We start from the raw sequence: 15,962 nt of genomic DNA, 5'->3' as shown, positions 1-15,962 counted from the left end.
TTTCGGCGGCTGTCAAGGGGGTCGCGCCCCCGTCCGGGCGTTCACCTCGCCGGAACCCGGCCCCCGCCCGGGTCCGTTAGGGTCGGGGCGGCGGCCGGGTGCGAGGAGAAACAGCCAGGTCGCGACGGAACAGCGAACAGGGGTGCCATGCGATTGCGAGTGGAGTTCACGACGGAACCCTTCGACCTGGACGAGGCGCCCCCGCACGCGCTGGTCGCCCGCGAGGTGATCTCCTCGGCCGACCTCGACGCGGTGGACGTCGGCCCGTTCGGCAACACCGCCGAGGGCGGGGCCGACCAGGTCCTCGGTGCCGTCGACGCCCTCCTCCGCCAGGCGCTCGCCTCCGGCGCCACCCGCGTCTCCCTCCAGGTCAACGTCATCGAGGGCGACCGGTGAGCGCGGACGGACCGGCCGGGCCGGTGGTGGGGGAGGCGGTCGTGGGCGGGCCCTTCGTGGACGCCGTCAAGCCGCTGGTCGACGCGATGGGCGGCGAGCTGCTGCCGCCCGCCCGGGCCGGCGAGGAGGACGTGGTCCTCTCCTGGGAGGGGCGCGAGGTCGTCGCCGTGCGCCTGCCGCAGCTCAGCGACTCCCTCGACCAGATCCTCGCCGCCCTGGAGCGCAAGCACGGCCGCCCCCTCGCGGAACTCGACCGCAAGACCAAGCAGGCCGTCGTCCGCTCGCTGGAGGCGCGCGGTGCCTTCTCCGTCCGCCACGGGGTGGAGACGGTGGCGGGCGCCCTGGGGGTGTCCCGCTTCACCGTCTACAACTATCTGAACCGCTCCGAAGGCCGCTGAGAAGGCGCCGCGAGCCCGCCCGCGCACCCCGCAACATCCGCCGCCGTCCGCTGTCCGGACGGCGGCTTTTGCGTGGCCGGTGGCGTTCGGCAGCGTGAAAATGAGTTCACAGCATTGTTTCAACAAAGTGTTGACGCCGACTCGTGGACGGCGTTAGCTATCCGCAGCCCGTCCAGCACAAGGCCACGGAGGCTCCCGTGACTACGAGTTCGCCGCCTGCGTCCGGGGCATCGCCCCAGGACAGCGCGGGCCTCACCCGGTTCAACGCCCTGCCCCGCGAAGCCGCCGCCACCGTCCTCGCCGAGGTCTGCGCGGCCCGCGACTGGGCCGCCGCCCTCACCGAGGGCCGCCCCTACGCCACCCCCGAAGCCCTCTACGCCGCGAGCGACGCCGCCCTGGCCGAGCTCGACGCGAAGGGCCTCGACGAGGCGATGGCCGGCCACCCGCCGATCGGCCGCCCCAAGCCGGGCGACCCCACCTCCTCGCGGGAGCAGCGCGGCATGGCCGACGCCGACGAGGGGCTCAAGGCCGAGATGCTGGAGATGAACCTCGCCTACCAGGAGCGGTTCGGCCACGTCTTCCTGATCTGCGCCACCGGCCTCGACGGGAAGCAGATGCGCGACGCGCTCGCCGCCCGCCTGGAGAACCCGCCGGAGCGCGAGCGGGAGAACGCCCGTACCGAACTGGTCAAGATCAACCGCATCCGGCTCGGCCGCCTCCTGGCGGAGCCGGCCGCGGACGCGCCCGCCTGAGGAGGAGCACGCATGAGCACCGACACCACCGCCTCGGTGTCCACCCACATCCTGGACACCAGCATCGGCCGGCCCGCGGAAGGGGTGCGCGTCACCCTGAGCGCGCGGACCGGCGCCGGGGCGCCCTGGGCGGAGCTCGGCGCCTCCCGTACCGACGCGGACGGGCGCTGCAAGGACCTGCCGGCGCTGCCGGCGGAGACGGCCCACGTACGGCTCGACTTCGACACCGAGGCGTACTTCGCGGCCGACGGCACAGAACCGAAGAAGCAAGCCGAGGCGCAGCAGGACGCCCCCCGCGTAAGGGACAGCGGTGCGTTCTTCCCCGAGGTGGCGATCACCTTCGCCGTCTCGCCGGGCGAGCACTATCACGTACCGCTGCTGCTCAACCCGTTCGGCTACTCCGTTTACCGAGGGAGCTAGCAGACAGATGACCGTCCGACCCCAGCCCGGCCGCCCGGCCGCTTCCCGCTCCAGCCGCCCGGTGATGCTCGGCCAGAACCAGTACGGCAAGGCCGAGAACCGCGTCGTCAAGATCACCCGCGAGGGCGCGACCCACCACATCAAGGACCTCAACGTCTCCGTCGCCCTCTCCGGCGACATGGAGGAGGTCCACTACTCCGGCTCCAACGCCAACGTCCTGCCGACCGACACCACCAAGAACACGGTGTTCGCCTTCGCCAAGGAACACGGCATCGAGTCGGCCGAGCAGTTCGGCATCCACCTGGCCCGCCACTTCGTCACCAGCCAGGAGCCCATCCACCAGGCGCGCATCCGCATCGAGGAGTACGCCTGGGAGCGCATCCCCGCCTCCGACGCCAACTCCCAGTTCATCGGCGCCGACGAGGTCAAGCACTCCTTCGTCCGCCAGGGCCAGGAGACCCGCCTCACCCAGATCACCTACGACGGCGAGCGGTGGGAGGTCGTCTCCGGCCTCAAGGACCTCGTCGTCATGAACTCCACCAACTCGGAGTTCTGGGGGTACGTGAAGGACAAGTACACGACGCTCCCCGAGGCGTACGACCGCATCCTCGCCACCCAGGTCGCCGCCCGCTGGCGGTTCAACTGGACCGACGACGAGCAGCGCATGCCGCAGTGGGAGACCTCCTACAAGCAGGTCAAGAAGCACATGCTGGAGGCGTTCGCGGAGACGTACTCGCTCTCCCTCCAGCAGACGCTGTACCAGATGGGCGCGCGCATCATCAACCACCGCGCGGAGATCGACGAGGTCCGCTTCTCCCTGCCCAACAAGCACCACTTCCTCGTCGACCTGGAGCCCTTCGGCCTCAAGAACGACAACGAGGTCTACTTCGCCGCCGACCGGCCCTACGGCCTGATCGAGGCGACCGTGCTGCGCGACGGCTGCGAGCCGCGCATACCGGAAGACCTCACCAACCTCTGAGCACCAGCCGGGCCGGAGGGGAGCGGGCGGCGCCACCGCCCGCCACCCCGCCGGCCGGGGCGGACCCCGTCGTGCGGACCGGGGCCCGCCCGCACCGGCCACCCTCTCGGCACCCGGGGGCGCACCCCGGGCGCGGGTTCCCTCCCCCGCCCGGCCCCGGCACTCAAACTCCCAGGGTCCTGCCGTACCCGGCCACTCCTCGCCAAAGGACTCACCATGGCAGCACCGGCAACCCCCGGCACCGCGGAAGACGCGGACCGCCTGGTCATCGAGAACGCCTACATCGCCACCGTCGACGCGGCCGGCACCGAGTACGCCCACGGCCACGTGGTCGTCACAGGCGGCCGCATCGAGTCGGTCGGCGCGGGCCCCGCCCCGGAGGGGCTGACCGGCGTCACCCGCCGGGTCGACGCCACGGGGCACCTGGTCACCCCCGGTCTGGTCAACACCCACCACCACTTCTACCAGTGGATCACCCGGGGCCTGGCCACCGACCACAACCTCTTCAACTGGCTCGTCGCCCTCTACCCCACCTGGGCGCGGATCGACGAGCCGATGACCTACGCGGCGGCGCAGGGTTCGCTCGCCATGATGGCCCGCGGCGGCGTCACCACCGCCATGGACCACCACTACGTCTTCCCGCGCGGCTCCGGCGACCTCTCCGGCGCGATCATCCGCGCCGCCGCCGAGACCGGCGTCCGCTTCACCCTGGCGCGCGGCTCCATGGACCGCGGCGAGAAGGACGGCGGGCTGCCCCCGGACTTCGCCGTGGAGAGCCTGGACGGGGCGCTCGCCGCCACCGAGGAGACCATCGACCGGTACCACGACGCCTCCTTCGACGCGATGACGCAGATCGCGGTGGCGCCCTGCTCGCCCTTCTCCGTCTCCACCGAGCTGATGCGCGAGGGCGCGGAACTCGCCCGCCGCAAGGGCGTCCGCCTGCACACGCACGGCTCGGAGACCGTCGAGGAGGAGCAGTTCTGCAAGGAACTGTTCGGCATGGGCCCCACCGACTACTTCGCCTCCACCGGCTGGCTCGGCGAGGACGTGTGGATGGCGCACTGCGTCCACATGAACGACTCCGACATCGACGCCTTCGCCCGCACCGGCACCGGCGTCGCCCACTGCCCCTCCTCCAACGCCCGCCTCGCCGCCGGCATCGCGCGCGTCCCCGACCTGCTCGCCGCCGGTGTCCCCGTCGGCCTCGGCGTGGACGGCACCGCCTCCAACGAGTCCGGCGAACTCCACACCGAGCTGCGCAACGCGCTGCTGATCAACCGCCTCGGCCCGCACCGCGAAGCCGCGCTGACCGCACGGCAGGCCCTGCGGCTCGGCACCCACGGCGGGGCGCGCGTCCTCGGCCGCGGCGACCAGACCGGCTCACTCGAGCCGGGCAAACTCGCCGACCTGGTGCTGTGGCGGATGGACACCCTCGCGCACGCCTCCATCGCCGACCCGGTGACCGCCCTGGTCCTCGGCGCACCGGCCCCCGTGACCCTCTCCCTCGTCGGCGGCCGCACCGTCGTCGAGGACAACCACCTCACCACGGTGGACGAGGACGCCGTCGCCCGCTCCACGCGGGAGGCGGCCCAGCGCCTGGCGCGGATCGCCGCAGGCGGCTGACCCCCTGAACTCCGGCCGGGAGGGACGGTTCCCGGCCGGGGTCCGAGCAGCCGAGCGGGCTGCTCGGACGCCGCCCCGGTGCGTGGCCCAACGCCTCACGCCACCGGGGCGGTCCGTACCGACCCGCGCCGCACACCGCGCGGCCGGTACGACCTGGGCGCACCACCGCACGACCAAGAACACGACAGAGAACGCAGAACCTCGCCGCTCGGGCGCGACGAGGCGCACCGCCGCACCCTCATCTCGGGTGCGTACCACCGTATTCCTGGCATTTCGCATCACCTCCCAGAAGCACGTGCCGCATCGCGACGGCACAGGAAAACAACCGGAGGAGCCGCAGTGGCCGACACGCCCAGGTTCAACCCGAAAGACCCGGCCCACGACCCCGCCGAGGGCGAGGGGCCGATACCCCGACAGCAGACCGGTGAGCAGCAGGCGGAGCCGGACACCGGCAAACCCGCCGTGCACCCCGTCGACGAGAAGCTGCCGCCGCTGAAGATGGCCACCACCGGCCTCCAGCACGTGGCCGCCATGTACGCCGGCGTGGTCGCGCCGCCGCTCATCGTCGGCGCCGCCGTCGGCCTCAGCGCCACCGAACTCACCTTCCTCACCGGCGCCTGCCTCTTCACCGCTGGCCTCGCCACCTTCCTCCAGACGCTCGGCCTCTGGAACATCGGCGCCCGGCTGCCCTTCGTCAACGGCGTCACCTTCGCCGGCGTCGCCCCCATGCTCGCCGTGGTCGACTCCACCGACGACAAGAAGGACGCCCTGCCGATCATCTTCGGCGCCGTCATCGTCGCGGGCGTACTCGGCTTCATCGCCGCACCCTTCTTCAGCAAACTCGTGCGGTTCTTCCCACCCGTCGTCACCGGTACGGTCATCACCCTCATCGGTGTCTCGCTCATGCCGGTCGCCTTCGGCTGGGCCCAGGGGCCCTCCCCGGACGCCCCCGACTTCGGCTCGGCCACCAATCTCGGCCTCGCCGGGATCACCCTCCTGGTCGTCCTGCTGCTGCGCCGCTTCACCAGCGGCTTCGTCAAGCAGATCGCCGTGCTGCTCGGCCTCGTCATCGGCACGGTCATCGCGATCCCGTTCGGCGCCACCGACTTCGGACCGGTCGCCGAGGCCGACATCATCGGCTTCCCGACGCCCTTCCACTTCGGCCCGCCGCAGTTCGCGCTCGCCGCGATCATCTCGCTCTGCGTCGTCATGGTCGTCTCCATGACCGAGTCGACCGCCGACATGCTGGCCCTCGGCGAGATCGTCGACAAGCCCGCCGACGAGAAGACCATCGCCGCCGGGCTGCGCGCCGACACCCTGGGCAGCGCCATCAGCCCGATCTTCAACGGCTTCATGTGCAGCGCCTTCGCGCAGAACATCGGCCTCGTCGCGATGACCCGCATCCGCAGCCGCTTCGTGGTCGCCGCCGGCGGTGGCTTCCTCGTCCTGATGGGGCTCTGCCCGATCGCCGCCTCGCTCATCGCGGTCGTCCCCCGCCCGGTCCTCGGCGGCGCGGGCGTCGTCCTCTTCGGTTCCGTCGCCGCCAGCGGCATCCAGACCCTGGTCAAGGCGGGCCTGGAGAAGGACAACAACGTCCTGATCGTCGCCGTCTCGCTCGCGGTGGGCATCATCCCGATCACCGCGCCGGAGTTCTACCACGCCTTCCCGGAGACCGCGAAGATCATCCTGGACTCCGGCATCTCCACCGGCTGCGTCGCCGCCGTCCTGCTCAACCTGGTCTTCAACCACCTCGGCAGGGGCCAGGGCCGCGACAGCGACGACGTCACCGCCCCCATGGAACCAGCCGCCGACCTCCCGGCCCACCGCCAGGGCGCGGGCGCGCACTGACGCCCCCCGGCCCCGGCCGTCGGCCGCCTGCCTCCGAAGGAGACGGGCGGCCGACGGCGTGCGCGATCCGGCAGCAGGGGGCGATGTGCTGTCCCACCGGGGGACCTACCGGGCCACTTGCGCTGCGAGCTGCTGATCACTCTGGGCCCGGACTGCGCGTGCGCAGCCTGCTGGACGTACTGCCCGCCGACGTCACCCCGCTGCCGAGGGCGACCGGCCGAGAGGAAGGTCTGCGCGTCGCCCGGCCGGCGGACCGGGCTCCCTCGGTCAGGGAATGGTCCCGGTCGATCAGGGTGGAGCTGCTCTCCAGCCCGTCCTGGGCGAAGTCGCGCTGCAACCCCGGCGGAGGTCCCGCCACTTCGGCGTAGCCGAGCCGGATCAGTTCCCGTGCGAGGGCGTCGGCGCCGTCCGCCCAGGTGAAACAGTCGATGCCGCCGTGGTCGAGGGTCACCCGCCCCAGCGTGAATTGCCTCGCCCAGCCGCCCCGCGGCCGACAACTCCGCGTCGGCACGCCCCTCTGCCCTCAACGCCTCACCGATGAGGGCCAGTTGGCGTCCCGCCCGCCGCTCGTCGACACCACTCACCGCCATCCCCCCCCGGCACCCTCACTCCTCGATCCGGTACGTGTCCCCGTACACCTGCCACACCGGCGGCGGATCGAGGCGCAGGTTCCCCTCGCGGAGGAAGGCGCGCTGGGCCGTGTCGATCCGTGAGGTGTCGGTGTGTGAGGGCTCCTCGGTGAGGGCGGCCAGCCGGGCGTCGAGGAAGGCGTGCAGGTACGCCGACTCGTCGCCGCCCCGTGAGGGAGGCCGGGCGGTGTCGAGGGCGCGGCGGCGGATGGTGGTGAAGCCGACGTTCCCCGGGGCGTCGCCGTGGCCGTGCAGGACCCGGGCGTCGTAGTAGCAGAACTGGCCCTGCGCGTCACCGCCCTCAACGTGCCCCCGTGTCGCCGCTGTTACGGAACGGCGAACCGCCGCCTCCGGCCTGAGAGCAATCGCGCCCCGCACACCCGCCGTCCTCTCAGCCCCGGCGGGGTGAGGCCAGCAGATACGGTCCGGGGGGACGTACCCCCTGGTGGTGGCTGACCTGCCAGCCGGCCTCGGTCAGGGTCCGCGACCACGCCTCGTCCACCCGATCGGGCGGTGTGCCGCCCACCGGCCTGACCTGGACCGCGTCCGGCTGCGGTGTCTCGCGGACCTCGTACCCGCCGGGCTTCTCGGAGGCCGGTGCGAAGCCGGCCGCCTCCAGGGCCAGCGCCGCCGCCCGCACCAGATGCTGCCGCTCCCAGCCGCAGAGCCGGTCCGTCGCCCCGTCCGCCCGCGTCATCCGGCGCAGCTCCCGCATCCCCGACCAGGCCGCCCGTGCCTCCCGCAGCCGCGCTGCCCCGCCCGGCGGATCGTCCGGCCCGCCGGTCCGCGCGCGGAACCCGCCGTCCTCCGCCGCCGGCCGTTCGGCAGTGCCGGGCGAGCCCGGAGGCGGCGGGGAGACCGGCGCGTCCCCCTCCCGCAACCGGTGCCCCGCCGGAGTCAGGAAGCAGGCGTGCGGTGGCCTCGGATGGCGGAAGGCCAGCCCCCGCTTCACCAGCCCGTCCAGCTGCGCGGCGGTCCCCGACAACCGCCCCGTGCCCGGCTCGGCCGCCTCGATGATCCGCTGTTGCGCCCCCGTCACCGGTTTCACCATGTCCCGCACCTCCCGTCCGCGCGCACCCCGGCACGCCCACCGTCCAGAGTGCCGCGCCGCACTGACAACGCGCCCGGCCACCCGGAGTACAGTCCGACGCGATCCGGTACGAGCGGAGGACGCGAGCGGACGAGGAGGACGACCGTGGCGCTGAACAGGAAGGGATCCCGGCTCATCACCGTCGACGGCACCACGTACCGCTGGCGGGTCCGGCACAAGCCCACCTACGCCCAGGGCCTCTGCTGGACCCCGCTCACCTACGCCGTCGAGGCGGCGGCCGGCGAGGGACCGGGCACGACCCTCGTCGTCACCACCGACCGGCCCCACCCCGGCAACCGGCTGCTCGCCGGGCCCGGCTCCGTACGGCCGGAGCACGTTGCCGCCGCCATCCGCGAGGCACGGGAACGCGGCTGGCACCCGGCCCGGCCGGGCTCTCCGTTCCCGCTCGACCGGTCGGCCGGATTCCGCTCGCCGCGCTGACGCCGGAGCCCGTTCACCGCCCCAACCCGCGCCCACCGAATCCGCCCTGCCCCGCCAGCCCCTCCCACCAGGCGTCCAGGGCCACCGCGTCCTGCGTGTGCCAGTCCGGCGTCGCCTCGACCAGGCCGTGGCCGAGCCGGCGGCCGAGCGCCGTCATGGCCCGGCCGACCGGTGCCCGGGCGGCGTCGTAGGCCGCTGCCGCCGACGCCCAGTCGGCGCCCCCGGCGAGCGACGACTCCAGCACGGCCACGTCCTGGAGCGCCTTGACCGCGCCCGCCCCGGTGTGCGGACGGGCCACCGTGGCGGCGTCGCCGAGCAGGAGCAGGCGGTCGGAGGCGTAACGGGGCGCCGTCACGTCGTACAGCCGCTGGAGGAAGACCGCGTCCGGGCCGGTGCGGCGGACCAGCTCGCCCCAGAACGGGGGCAGCAGCTCGTCGGTGATCTCGTCGAGGCGGGCCCGGTGGGCCGCGTCGAGGGTGCGGGAGGAGGTGGCGGCGCCGGGGACGGTGGCGTAGAGCACCCAGTTGACGAGGCGTCCGCCCTGCCTGTCGGGGATGCGGTAGACGACCAGGTGCCCGCCGTCGAAGACGACGTAGGCGCAGACGCCGTCGGCCCAGTCGGCGAGGCCGCGCAGCCGCTCCTCCGGGCAGGCGCCGCGCCAGGCGGGGTAGCCGGCGGGGTGCCGGGTGACGCCCGGGTGGAGGTGGTCCCGGACCAGCGAGTTGTGCCCGTCGGCGCCGACCACGGCGGCGTACCGCTCCTCGTCGTCGGTGCCGCGCACCACCACACCGTCGGCGCCGGTCGTGATCCCCCGCACGGTGCTCCCGGTGCGGAACTCCACCTCGCGCGGTACCCGCGCCCGCAGCGCCCGCCACAGGTGCCCCCAGCCGTACGCCCGGAAGGGGAAGGGCTGCACCCCCACCACCCGCCCGAGGGCCTCGGGCCCGTCCCGCACGTACCAGTGCCGGACCCGCATCGGCTCCCAGGGCACCGCCTCGTCCACCAGCCCGGTGGCGAGCAGTTCGGCACAGCGCTCGGTGTGCACCGCGACCCCCACGCCCCGGTCCGCCAACTCGGCCGTGGCCCGCTCATGCACGACGACCCGCCGCGCCCCCGCCCGGTGCAGCACCACCGCCGCCGCACACCCGGCGAGGGAACCACCGATCACCGCCACGGACTCGACCACGCCGCTCGCCATCGCACACCCCTTGTCAGCGGCGGCTCGGGTGCCACCGCGCTCATGGTGCCGGAACGCGCGGGGGCGGGGAGCGGTTACGGCAGGAGCGGGGCCCGGACGCCTTCGCGCAGGTACAGGTCGCGCAGCAGGCCTATCTCGCCGCCGTGATGGGCGACTTCGACCAGAGCGTGCAGGGCGAGCTTCTGGTAGGTCTCGTCGGTCCAGCCACCGGGCCCCCGGCCCATCGGCGCCAGCAGGCGAGTGTCGTCGAGGGCCGCGAGACGGGAGACGAAGTGCTGCCAGTCCTCGGAGAGCGCCCGGATGCCGGCCTCGGCGGTGCCCGGCCACACGTGGCGGTCGCCGAACTCAGGTGCGTCGTCGAAGAAGTGCGTCACGTAGCCGCGCAGGCAGAGGGCGCCGATGTGCCAGACACGCCAGGCGATCGTCGTGACGGGGTCCGGCGCCCCCGGAGCCGGTTCCGGGAAGAGCGTGGCGACGCGGAAGACGCCGTCGTCACCGGGGCGGACGCCGACGCAGTCGCCGACCGGCTCCCAGTGGTACTCGGCGTCGGTCAGGCCGTCGAGGCGCCCGAACAGCCGGGTCCGCGCGCGTTCGAAGGTGGCGAGAAGGTCACGTGTGGCGGGGCTGTGCACGGTCAGGTCGGTCATGTCCGCTCCGGGGCTCGGTGGTTGAGGGCCGGTCGGGAGGGAGGGGGCCGGCGGTGCCCATGTCCCGGGCCCGTGTTCTGGCTTTGGTGGCGCCCCGGGCTCAACGCGAGGCGAACTCCGCGACCTCCCGCCCGTACGGCGGCTCCGCCCCCGCCCGGGAGCAGGTGACGGCGGCGGCGCGGGCGGCGAAGGTGAGGATCTCGGTCCAGCCGTCCCCGGTCAGCTCCGCCAACGCCCCCGGTGTCAGGAGGTCGCGAGCGGCGAGAGCGTGGAGGAGGGCGGCGTTGACCGTGTCGCCCGCGCCGATGGTGTCGACCACCTCGACCTTCTCGCCCGGGACCGCGTACTCCCCGCCGTCCCGGGTGCGGACGGTCAGGCCGTCGCCGCCCCGGGTCAGGACGACGGCGGCGGGACCGGCGGCCGCCAGTTCCGGCAGGCCGAGGCCGAGGCCGAGCCAGGCGGCGTCCTCCTCGCTCAGCTTGAGCAGGGAGACGTAGGGGAGCCAGGAGCGGAAGCGGGAGCGGTAGGCGTCCGCGTCGGGGATCAGTTCGCCCCGGATGTTGGGGTCCAGGGCGACGAGGACGCCGCGCCCGGCCTCGCGCCGCATCAGCTCCTCGTAGGCGCTCGCCCCCGGCTCCAGCACCAGCGAGCAGGTGCCGAAGGAGACGGCGCGGGTCTGCTCCGGCAGGGCGGGCGGCAGGGTGAAGAGGCGGTCGGCGGTGCCGCCCGTGTAGAAGGAGTAGGAGGCGGAGCCGTCCGCGCCGACGGAGGCGACGGCCAGCGTGGTCGGCTCCGGGCCGCGCTGGACGAGGCCGGTGCCGACGCCCTCCTCGGTCAGCCGCTCCAGCAGCGAGGTGCCGAAGGCGTCGGTGGAGAGGCGGGAGCAGAAGGCGGCCGCGCCGCCCAGCCGGGCCAGGGCCACGGCGGTGTTGTACGGGCCGCCGCCGCGCACCGGCCGCAGCGGCGTCAGGGCGTCGCCCCGCTGCTGCGGCACCAGGTCGATCAGAGCCTCACCGGCGACGACGATCACAGGAATGTCCTTTCGGAGTGGTACGCGGCGGCCCGGCGCTCCATCGGCCGGGCCGCCAGGGTAAACCGGTCAGACCGCTGCCGGGGAGCGGTCCTCGGCAGCGCCCACCGCGGGCAGCCCGTGCGTGCCCTTGGCGTCGGCGCGCAGCGTGAAGACCGAGACCAGGGTGAAGGTGGCCACCAGCGCCGACATCACCAGGTACGTCGGGGCGTAGCCGAGCCGGTCGTAACCCAAGCCCGCCAAGGGGGAGATGACGGCGGCGCCGGCCTGCGTCGCCATCTGGAAGCCGATCAGGTAGATGGTGGAGGAGAGACGTGGCTCGAAGTGGCGGTTCACGTACTTGAAGATCGCGATGAGCATGATGGGCAGTTCGACGGCGTGCAGCAGCTTCACCGCCGAGATCGCGACCGGGTCGGTGACGATGCCGGAGAGGAAGATCCGGGTCGCCATGATGCAGCCGGAGACCAGCAGGGACTTCTTCGGGCCGAGCCGGTTGACGAGGAACGGCGCCAGCGCCATGCCGCCCGCCTCCAGGAAGACCTGGACGGAGTTGAGATCGCTGTACATCCGGTTGCCGTCGGCGTCCGTCGCGAAGAGCGAGGAGAAGTACGAGGGGAACATCGCGTCGTAGGTGTTGTACGTCGCCGTCACCGCGACCACGAAGAGGAGCAGCCCCCAGAAGGCCGGGTAGCGCAGGAGCGCGGCCACGTCCGCGAGGGAGACCGAGGCGGCGGCGTGGTCGACGGCGGCCGCGCGCCGTCCGTCGGTCACCCGGATCGCCACCAGCAGCCCGACGAAGACCACCGCCGTGCCGGAGGCGGCCCAGAAGGTCAGGTCCGGGTCGATGGTGAAGAGGCGGCCCGCCAGGAAGGTCGCCGCCGCCCAGCCGAGCGAGCCGAACATCCGGGCACGGCCGAACTCGAAGCCGTGGAAGCGGCTCAGCCGCTCGGCATAGCTCTCCAGGGTGGCCACCGCGACCGCGAACGCCATCGCGAGGTAGGCCGAGCCGACCACGAGGCCCAGGGCGAAGTGCGCCTTGAGCAGCGGGCCGTAGACGTAGATGTACACCGGGCCGACCAGCAGCATCAGGGCGCCGATCCAGTACAGCAGGTTCTTGCGCAGGCCCAGCCGGTCCTGGAGGAAGCCGTAGACCGGCATCGTGACCAGGCAGCCGATCGAGTTGGCGCCGATCACCAGAGAACTGCGGCCCGGGGTCAGGCCGATGTCCTGGGTCAGCCAGATGGAGAAGAGTGACCAGGAGAGCGACCAGGTCACGAAGAACATGAACAGGGCCGCGCTGATCAGGCCGAAGTTCAGGCGACGTCGGCCGCGCACCGGGGCGGCCGCGGCGGGGCTCGAAGCCGCAGGGCTCTGGACGGTCATGGGCGCTCCCTCGCGCTGGGCACCGTACCGCGTCCTCGGCCGGTGCCTGACTCCTGGAGACGGGCCAGTGCGCCCGCCCCCGAGCCCTAACACGTGCTAGGGCGGGATCACTATCACGTGTTAGCTTTCGAAAGACAAGGGTTCTACGACAGGGAAGTGAACGCCCCCATGACCGACCGGAACCTCCCTCGCCACCACGTCCGCCCGGCCGCCGGCCAGTGGTGCAACGACCCCAACGGGCCGCTGTTCCACGACGGCCGCTACCACCTCTTCTTCCAGCACAACCCCGCCGCCGCCGTCTGGGGCTCCATCCACTGGGGCCACGCCTCCAGCCCCGACCTCGTCCACTGGACCGACCACGGCATCGCCCTCACGCCCACCCCCGGCGGCAGCGACGCCCTCGGCGCCTGGTCGGGCTGCGCCGTGGTGGACGAGGCCACGCCGACCGCCGTCTACACCGGCATGGACCGTGAGGACGGCATCGGCTCGGTCATGCTGGCCCGCGCCACCGACGCCACCCTCACCACTCTCAAGGCCGAGCCGGAACCGGTGGTCCCGGGCCCGCCGCCCGGCCTGGACCTGAACGCCTTCCGCGACCCCTACCTCTTCACCCACGAGGGCGACCGCTGGGCCCTCGTCGGCGCCGGACACCGCGCCACCGGCACCGGCGACGTCCTCCTCTACCGCGTCCGCTCCCTCACCGACTGGAGCTACGCCGGCTCCCTCCTCGACGCCACCGACCCGGTCGCCGCCCGCGTGGCCGCCCCCGCCACCGCCTGGGAGTGCCCGGCCCTGCTGCCCACCGGCGACGGCCGCTGGGTCCTGCTGCTTTCCCTGTGGGCGGACTCGGTCACGTACACCACCTCCTACCTCATCGGTGATCTGCGGACCGTGGGGGAGGGGCTGCGCTTCGTGGCCGCGGGCGGCGGGATGCTCGACCACGGACGCGACTTCTACGCCCCGACCGCCCTGGTCGAGGACGGGCGGACGCTGCTGTGGGGCTGGAGCTGGGAGTCCCGCACCGAGGAGGAGTCCCTCGCCGCCGGCTGGGCCGGGTGCCTCACCCACCCGCGCGAGATCGGCGTCCACCCCGACGGCACCCTCCGGCTCGCGCCGGCCCGCGAACTCGCCGCCCTGCGCGGCCCCGTGCTGCCACCCGGCTCCCCACTGCCGCCCGCCTACGAGATCGAGGCCGAGGTCACCGCGCTGCTCGCCGACAGCGAGGTGGTGCTGCGGCTCGGCTCCACGGTCGCGCTGTACGTCAACCCCACCCGGGGCACCCTCGTCCTGGACCGCTCCGGCGCGCCCGCCACGGCCACCCACCCGCTGCCGCGCACCGACCGGGCCGTCGCCACCGTCCCCGGCGGCGTCCGCTCCCGCCTGCGGGTCCTCGTCGACGGCCCGCTCCTCGAACTCTTCCTCGACGAACGGGCGATGCTGACCGAGAAGATCTACCCGGCGCCCGAGGGGCCGTACACGGTGGAGACCGTCCGCGGCCGGGCCGCCACCGAGGTCAGGGGCTGGACGGTGGTCTGACGGAGTCCCGCTCCACCACCGGGCACGGCAGCCGCAGCGCCCGCGCGGTGTCGACCTCGCCGCCGGCGCCGGCCGCGTCGAGCAGCAGCCGCACCGCCGCCGCCCCCATCGCGTGGTGCGGCAGCGCCACCGTCGTCAACGCCGGGACCAGATGGGCCGCCATCTGGTCCTGGTCGTCGTACCCGACCACCGACAGCTCCTCCGGTACGCCGATGCCCAGGCGGGCCGCCGCCAGCAGCACCCCGGCCGCCACGCGGTCGTTGGCGCAGACCACGCCGGTCGGCCGGTCCGCCGTGTCCAGCAGCGTGAGCGCCGCCGCGTAGCCCTCGTCGATCTGCCACCCCACCCGCAGCCTCCACTCCGGGCGCACCGTCAGCCCCGCCGCCCGCATCCCGTCGCCGAAGCCCCGGCCGCGCGCCGAGGCGGCGATGTCCCCGGGCCCCCCGCCGAGCAGGGCGATCCGCCGGTGCCCCGCGACGATCAGCACCTCCACCGCCGCCCGCCCGCCGGCCCGTTCGTCGGGCACCACGCTCGCGTACGTACCGGTCTCCTGCGGGAGGCAGTTGGCGAGCGCGGCGTGGGCCGGGTCGATGTCGAACGGGACCGGGGTGCGCCGCATCGACATCGCCGCGTAGACGATCCCGTCCACCCGGCGGGCCCGCAGCTCCGCCACCGCCTCGGCCTCCGCCGCCGGGTCCCGCCGCGATTCGAGCAGCAGCACCTGGTGGCCGCGTTCACGGGCCGCCTCCATCGCGCCGAGCACCAGCCTGCCCGCGAACGGGCTGGTGGCGATCTCGTCGCTGAGCAGCCCGATCACACCGCTGCGCCGTCGCCGCAGCGACCGCGCCACCTCGTCCGGCCGGTACCCCAACTGGTCGGCGGCGCGCCGGATGCGCTGCTGCGTCTCGGCGGAGAGGTTGCCCTCGGCCCGCCCGGTGAAGACGAACGAGACGGCGGCCCGCGACACCTCGGCCAGCTCGGCCACGTCACGGGCGGTGGGGCGGTTCACGAGGGGTCCTCCAGGGGGTGCGCCGGGCGGGGGCCGGGCGGGCGTCGTCCAGTATCGCGGCAGTTGAGGCGGGCCGTCTCCGCCGGGCGCCGTCCGGGCAGGCGGGTTCTCGCGGGCCTCCGTCACCGGCCTCCTCGCGTCACGGGGACGAGGAGAGCTGCTCGCGTACCCACGCGGGGTCAGGGTTGGTGTGCGGCCGGCCTGCTATGAGGACGGTGGGGACGGTCTCGTTGCCGTCGTTGGCCGCCCGGGCCGCATCGGCTCCGGCCGCATCGCGCCAGATGTCGACCCAGTACAGCCCGCCGGCACTGCGGCCCAGCCGCAGGCGCAGGCGTATGCAGTACATGCAGCCCGGCCGCCACAGGACGACCGGCTTGCCGTCGGCCGCGCTGCGGCCCTGTGCCTCCCGAAGGCCGACCGGCTTCGGGAAGATCAGGGGTGAGTGCACCGCCGCGAGGACCAGGAAGACCAGCAGGAGCAGGGCGGCCGTGCCGGGGTTGCCCGAGACGGCCGAGGTCGCCGCGACGGCGGCGCCGCCGAGGGCGAAGAGCAGGGGGAGGGTCCAGACACGTTTCATGCGAGG

17 protein-coding genes and 1 pseudogene are annotated in these 15,962 nt (G+C 73.5%); 9 read left to right on the top strand and 9 right to left on the bottom strand.

Features of this window, described 5'->3' with window-relative positions; translation table 11 throughout:
* The first annotated feature begins 147 nt into the window (after positions 1 to 147).
* The 7 genes from OIM89_RS03675 (at position 148) to OIM89_RS03645 (ending at position 6,416) form a co-directional block, all read left to right on the top strand.
* A complete protein-coding gene (locus tag OIM89_RS03675) occupies positions 148 to 396 on the top strand; it encodes a hypothetical protein (protein WP_026048217.1) in 249 nt (82 codons plus the stop codon).
* On the top strand, positions 393 to 794 hold the full coding sequence (locus tag OIM89_RS03670) for a helix-turn-helix domain-containing protein (RefSeq protein ID WP_010641105.1): 402 nt from the start codon (positions 393 to 395) through the stop codon (positions 792 to 794). The genes OIM89_RS03675 and OIM89_RS03670 overlap by 4 nt, the downstream gene beginning before the upstream one ends.
* Before the next feature lie 197 nt (positions 795 to 991).
* Positions 992 to 1,546 carry a 2-oxo-4-hydroxy-4-carboxy-5-ureidoimidazoline decarboxylase gene (gene uraD, locus OIM89_RS03665; RefSeq protein ID WP_151167676.1) on the top strand — a complete coding sequence of 185 codons (555 nt, stop codon included), beginning with the start codon at positions 992 to 994 and terminating at the stop codon, positions 1,544 to 1,546.
* A 12-nt stretch (positions 1,547 to 1,558) separates the two neighbouring features.
* Positions 1,559 to 1,966 carry a hydroxyisourate hydrolase gene (uraH, locus tag OIM89_RS03660; protein WP_003951712.1) on the top strand — a complete coding sequence of 136 codons (408 nt, stop codon included), beginning with the start codon at positions 1,559 to 1,561 and terminating at the stop codon, positions 1,964 to 1,966.
* A gap of 7 nt (positions 1,967 to 1,973) precedes the next feature.
* The gene (pucL, locus tag OIM89_RS03655; RefSeq protein WP_008412274.1) at positions 1,974 to 2,945 is read left to right on the top strand and encodes a factor-independent urate hydroxylase; all 972 of its coding nucleotides are present in this window, start codon (positions 1,974 to 1,976) and stop codon (positions 2,943 to 2,945) included.
* 216 nt (positions 2,946 to 3,161) lie between these two features.
* The gene (locus OIM89_RS03650) at positions 3,162 to 4,568 is read left to right on the top strand and encodes an 8-oxoguanine deaminase (RefSeq protein ID WP_195730158.1); all 1,407 of its coding nucleotides are present in this window, start codon (positions 3,162 to 3,164) and stop codon (positions 4,566 to 4,568) included.
* A gap of 339 nt (positions 4,569 to 4,907) precedes the next feature.
* On the top strand, positions 4,908 to 6,416 hold the full coding sequence (locus tag OIM89_RS03645) for a nucleobase:cation symporter-2 family protein (RefSeq protein WP_195730157.1): 1,509 nt from the start codon (positions 4,908 to 4,910) through the stop codon (positions 6,414 to 6,416).
* A 136-nt stretch (positions 6,417 to 6,552) separates the two neighbouring features.
* Here OIM89_RS03645 and OIM89_RS03640 read toward each other — a convergent pair whose 3' ends face one another.
* From OIM89_RS03640 to OIM89_RS03630, 3 genes and pseudogenes are all read right to left on the bottom strand, one after another.
* Positions 6,553 to 6,867 carry a hypothetical protein gene (locus tag OIM89_RS03640; protein WP_052231075.1) on the bottom strand — a complete coding sequence of 105 codons (315 nt, stop codon included), beginning with the start codon at positions 6,865 to 6,867 and terminating at the stop codon, positions 6,553 to 6,555.
* A gap of 154 nt (positions 6,868 to 7,021) precedes the next feature.
* Positions 7,022 to 7,369 (bottom strand): annotated as a pseudogene (locus tag OIM89_RS03635) (chitosanase); the annotation flags it as partial.
* Between the two features lie 67 nt (positions 7,370 to 7,436).
* Positions 7,437 to 8,096 carry a hypothetical protein gene (locus OIM89_RS03630; RefSeq protein ID WP_030696753.1) on the bottom strand — a complete coding sequence of 220 codons (660 nt, stop codon included), beginning with the start codon at positions 8,094 to 8,096 and terminating at the stop codon, positions 7,437 to 7,439.
* A 144-nt stretch (positions 8,097 to 8,240) separates the two neighbouring features.
* Between OIM89_RS03630 and OIM89_RS03625 the strand changes: the two genes are divergently transcribed.
* Positions 8,241 to 8,576 carry a hypothetical protein gene (locus OIM89_RS03625; protein WP_151167672.1) on the top strand — a complete coding sequence of 112 codons (336 nt, stop codon included), beginning with the start codon at positions 8,241 to 8,243 and terminating at the stop codon, positions 8,574 to 8,576.
* A 13-nt stretch (positions 8,577 to 8,589) separates the two neighbouring features.
* Here the strand turns inward: OIM89_RS03625 and OIM89_RS03620 are convergent, their stop codons facing one another.
* The 4 genes from OIM89_RS03620 to OIM89_RS03605 all read right to left on the bottom strand — a co-directional run bounded on the left by OIM89_RS03620 (position 8,590) and on the right by OIM89_RS03605 (position 12,834).
* Complete coding sequence (locus tag OIM89_RS03620; protein ID WP_264490981.1) at positions 8,590 to 9,774, bottom strand: FAD-dependent monooxygenase; 1,185 nt, start codon at positions 9,772 to 9,774, stop codon at positions 8,590 to 8,592.
* Between the two features lie 74 nt (positions 9,775 to 9,848).
* Positions 9,849 to 10,421, bottom strand: a complete 573-nt coding sequence (locus OIM89_RS03615) for a DinB family protein (protein WP_264490980.1) — start codon at positions 10,419 to 10,421, stop codon at positions 9,849 to 9,851.
* A gap of 100 nt (positions 10,422 to 10,521) precedes the next feature.
* Complete coding sequence (locus tag OIM89_RS03610) at positions 10,522 to 11,451, bottom strand: carbohydrate kinase family protein (protein WP_264490979.1); 930 nt, start codon at positions 11,449 to 11,451, stop codon at positions 10,522 to 10,524.
* A gap of 69 nt (positions 11,452 to 11,520) precedes the next feature.
* A complete protein-coding gene (locus OIM89_RS03605; RefSeq protein WP_257203378.1) occupies positions 11,521 to 12,834 on the bottom strand; it encodes an oligosaccharide MFS transporter in 1,314 nt (437 codons plus the stop codon).
* Between the two features lie 168 nt (positions 12,835 to 13,002).
* On the opposite strand from OIM89_RS03605, the gene OIM89_RS03600 reads away from it, so the two are divergent.
* Positions 13,003 to 14,370 (top strand): glycoside hydrolase family 32 protein, encoded by a 1,368-nt coding sequence (locus OIM89_RS03600; protein WP_264490978.1) that lies wholly within the window; start codon positions 13,003 to 13,005, stop codon positions 14,368 to 14,370.
* Here OIM89_RS03600 and OIM89_RS03595 read toward each other — a convergent pair.
* Positions 14,348 to 15,379, bottom strand: a complete 1,032-nt coding sequence (locus OIM89_RS03595; RefSeq protein ID WP_030696760.1) for a LacI family DNA-binding transcriptional regulator — start codon at positions 15,377 to 15,379, stop codon at positions 14,348 to 14,350. The genes OIM89_RS03600 and OIM89_RS03595 overlap by 23 nt on opposite strands.
* A 139-nt stretch (positions 15,380 to 15,518) precedes the next feature.
* On the bottom strand, positions 15,519 to 15,956 hold the full coding sequence (locus tag OIM89_RS03590; RefSeq protein ID WP_030696761.1) for a membrane protein: 438 nt from the start codon (positions 15,954 to 15,956) through the stop codon (positions 15,519 to 15,521).
* Positions 15,957 to 15,962 lie beyond the last annotated feature (6 nt).

Source organism: Streptomyces sp. BI87, assembly GCF_025957665.1.
Lineage (GTDB): Bacteria > Actinomycetota > Actinomycetes > Streptomycetales > Streptomycetaceae > Streptomyces > Streptomyces albidoflavus.
This window is presented reverse-complemented; position numbering and strand designations above follow the sequence as displayed.

What these genes read in the sequence shown, in the direction of transcription:
- OIM89_RS03615 (WP_264490980.1), bottom strand. Translation starts at nt 10,421, where the DNA reads ATGACCGACCTGACCGTGCACAGCCCCGCCACACGTGACCTTCTCGCC.
- pucL (WP_008412274.1), top strand. Translation starts at nt 1,974, where the DNA reads ATGACCGTCCGACCCCAGCCCGGCCGCCCGGCCGCTTCCCGCTCCAGC.
- OIM89_RS03630 (WP_030696753.1), bottom strand. Translation starts at nt 8,096, where the DNA reads ATGGTGAAACCGGTGACGGGGGCGCAACAGCGGATCATCGAGGCGGCC.
- OIM89_RS03620 (WP_264490981.1), bottom strand. Translation starts at nt 9,774, where the DNA reads ATGGCGAGCGGCGTGGTCGAGTCCGTGGCGGTGATCGGTGGTTCCCTC.
- OIM89_RS03600 (WP_264490978.1), top strand. Translation starts at nt 13,003, where the DNA reads ATGACCGACCGGAACCTCCCTCGCCACCACGTCCGCCCGGCCGCCGGC.
- OIM89_RS03605 (WP_257203378.1), bottom strand. Translation starts at nt 12,834, where the DNA reads ATGACCGTCCAGAGCCCTGCGGCTTCGAGCCCCGCCGCGGCCGCCCCG.
- OIM89_RS03650 (WP_195730158.1), top strand. Translation starts at nt 3,162, where the DNA reads ATGGCAGCACCGGCAACCCCCGGCACCGCGGAAGACGCGGACCGCCTG.
- OIM89_RS03675 (WP_026048217.1), top strand. Translation starts at nt 148, where the DNA reads ATGCGATTGCGAGTGGAGTTCACGACGGAACCCTTCGACCTGGACGAG.
- uraH (WP_003951712.1), top strand. Translation starts at nt 1,559, where the DNA reads ATGAGCACCGACACCACCGCCTCGGTGTCCACCCACATCCTGGACACC.
- OIM89_RS03590 (WP_030696761.1), bottom strand. Translation starts at nt 15,956, where the DNA reads ATGAAACGTGTCTGGACCCTCCCCCTGCTCTTCGCCCTCGGCGGCGCC.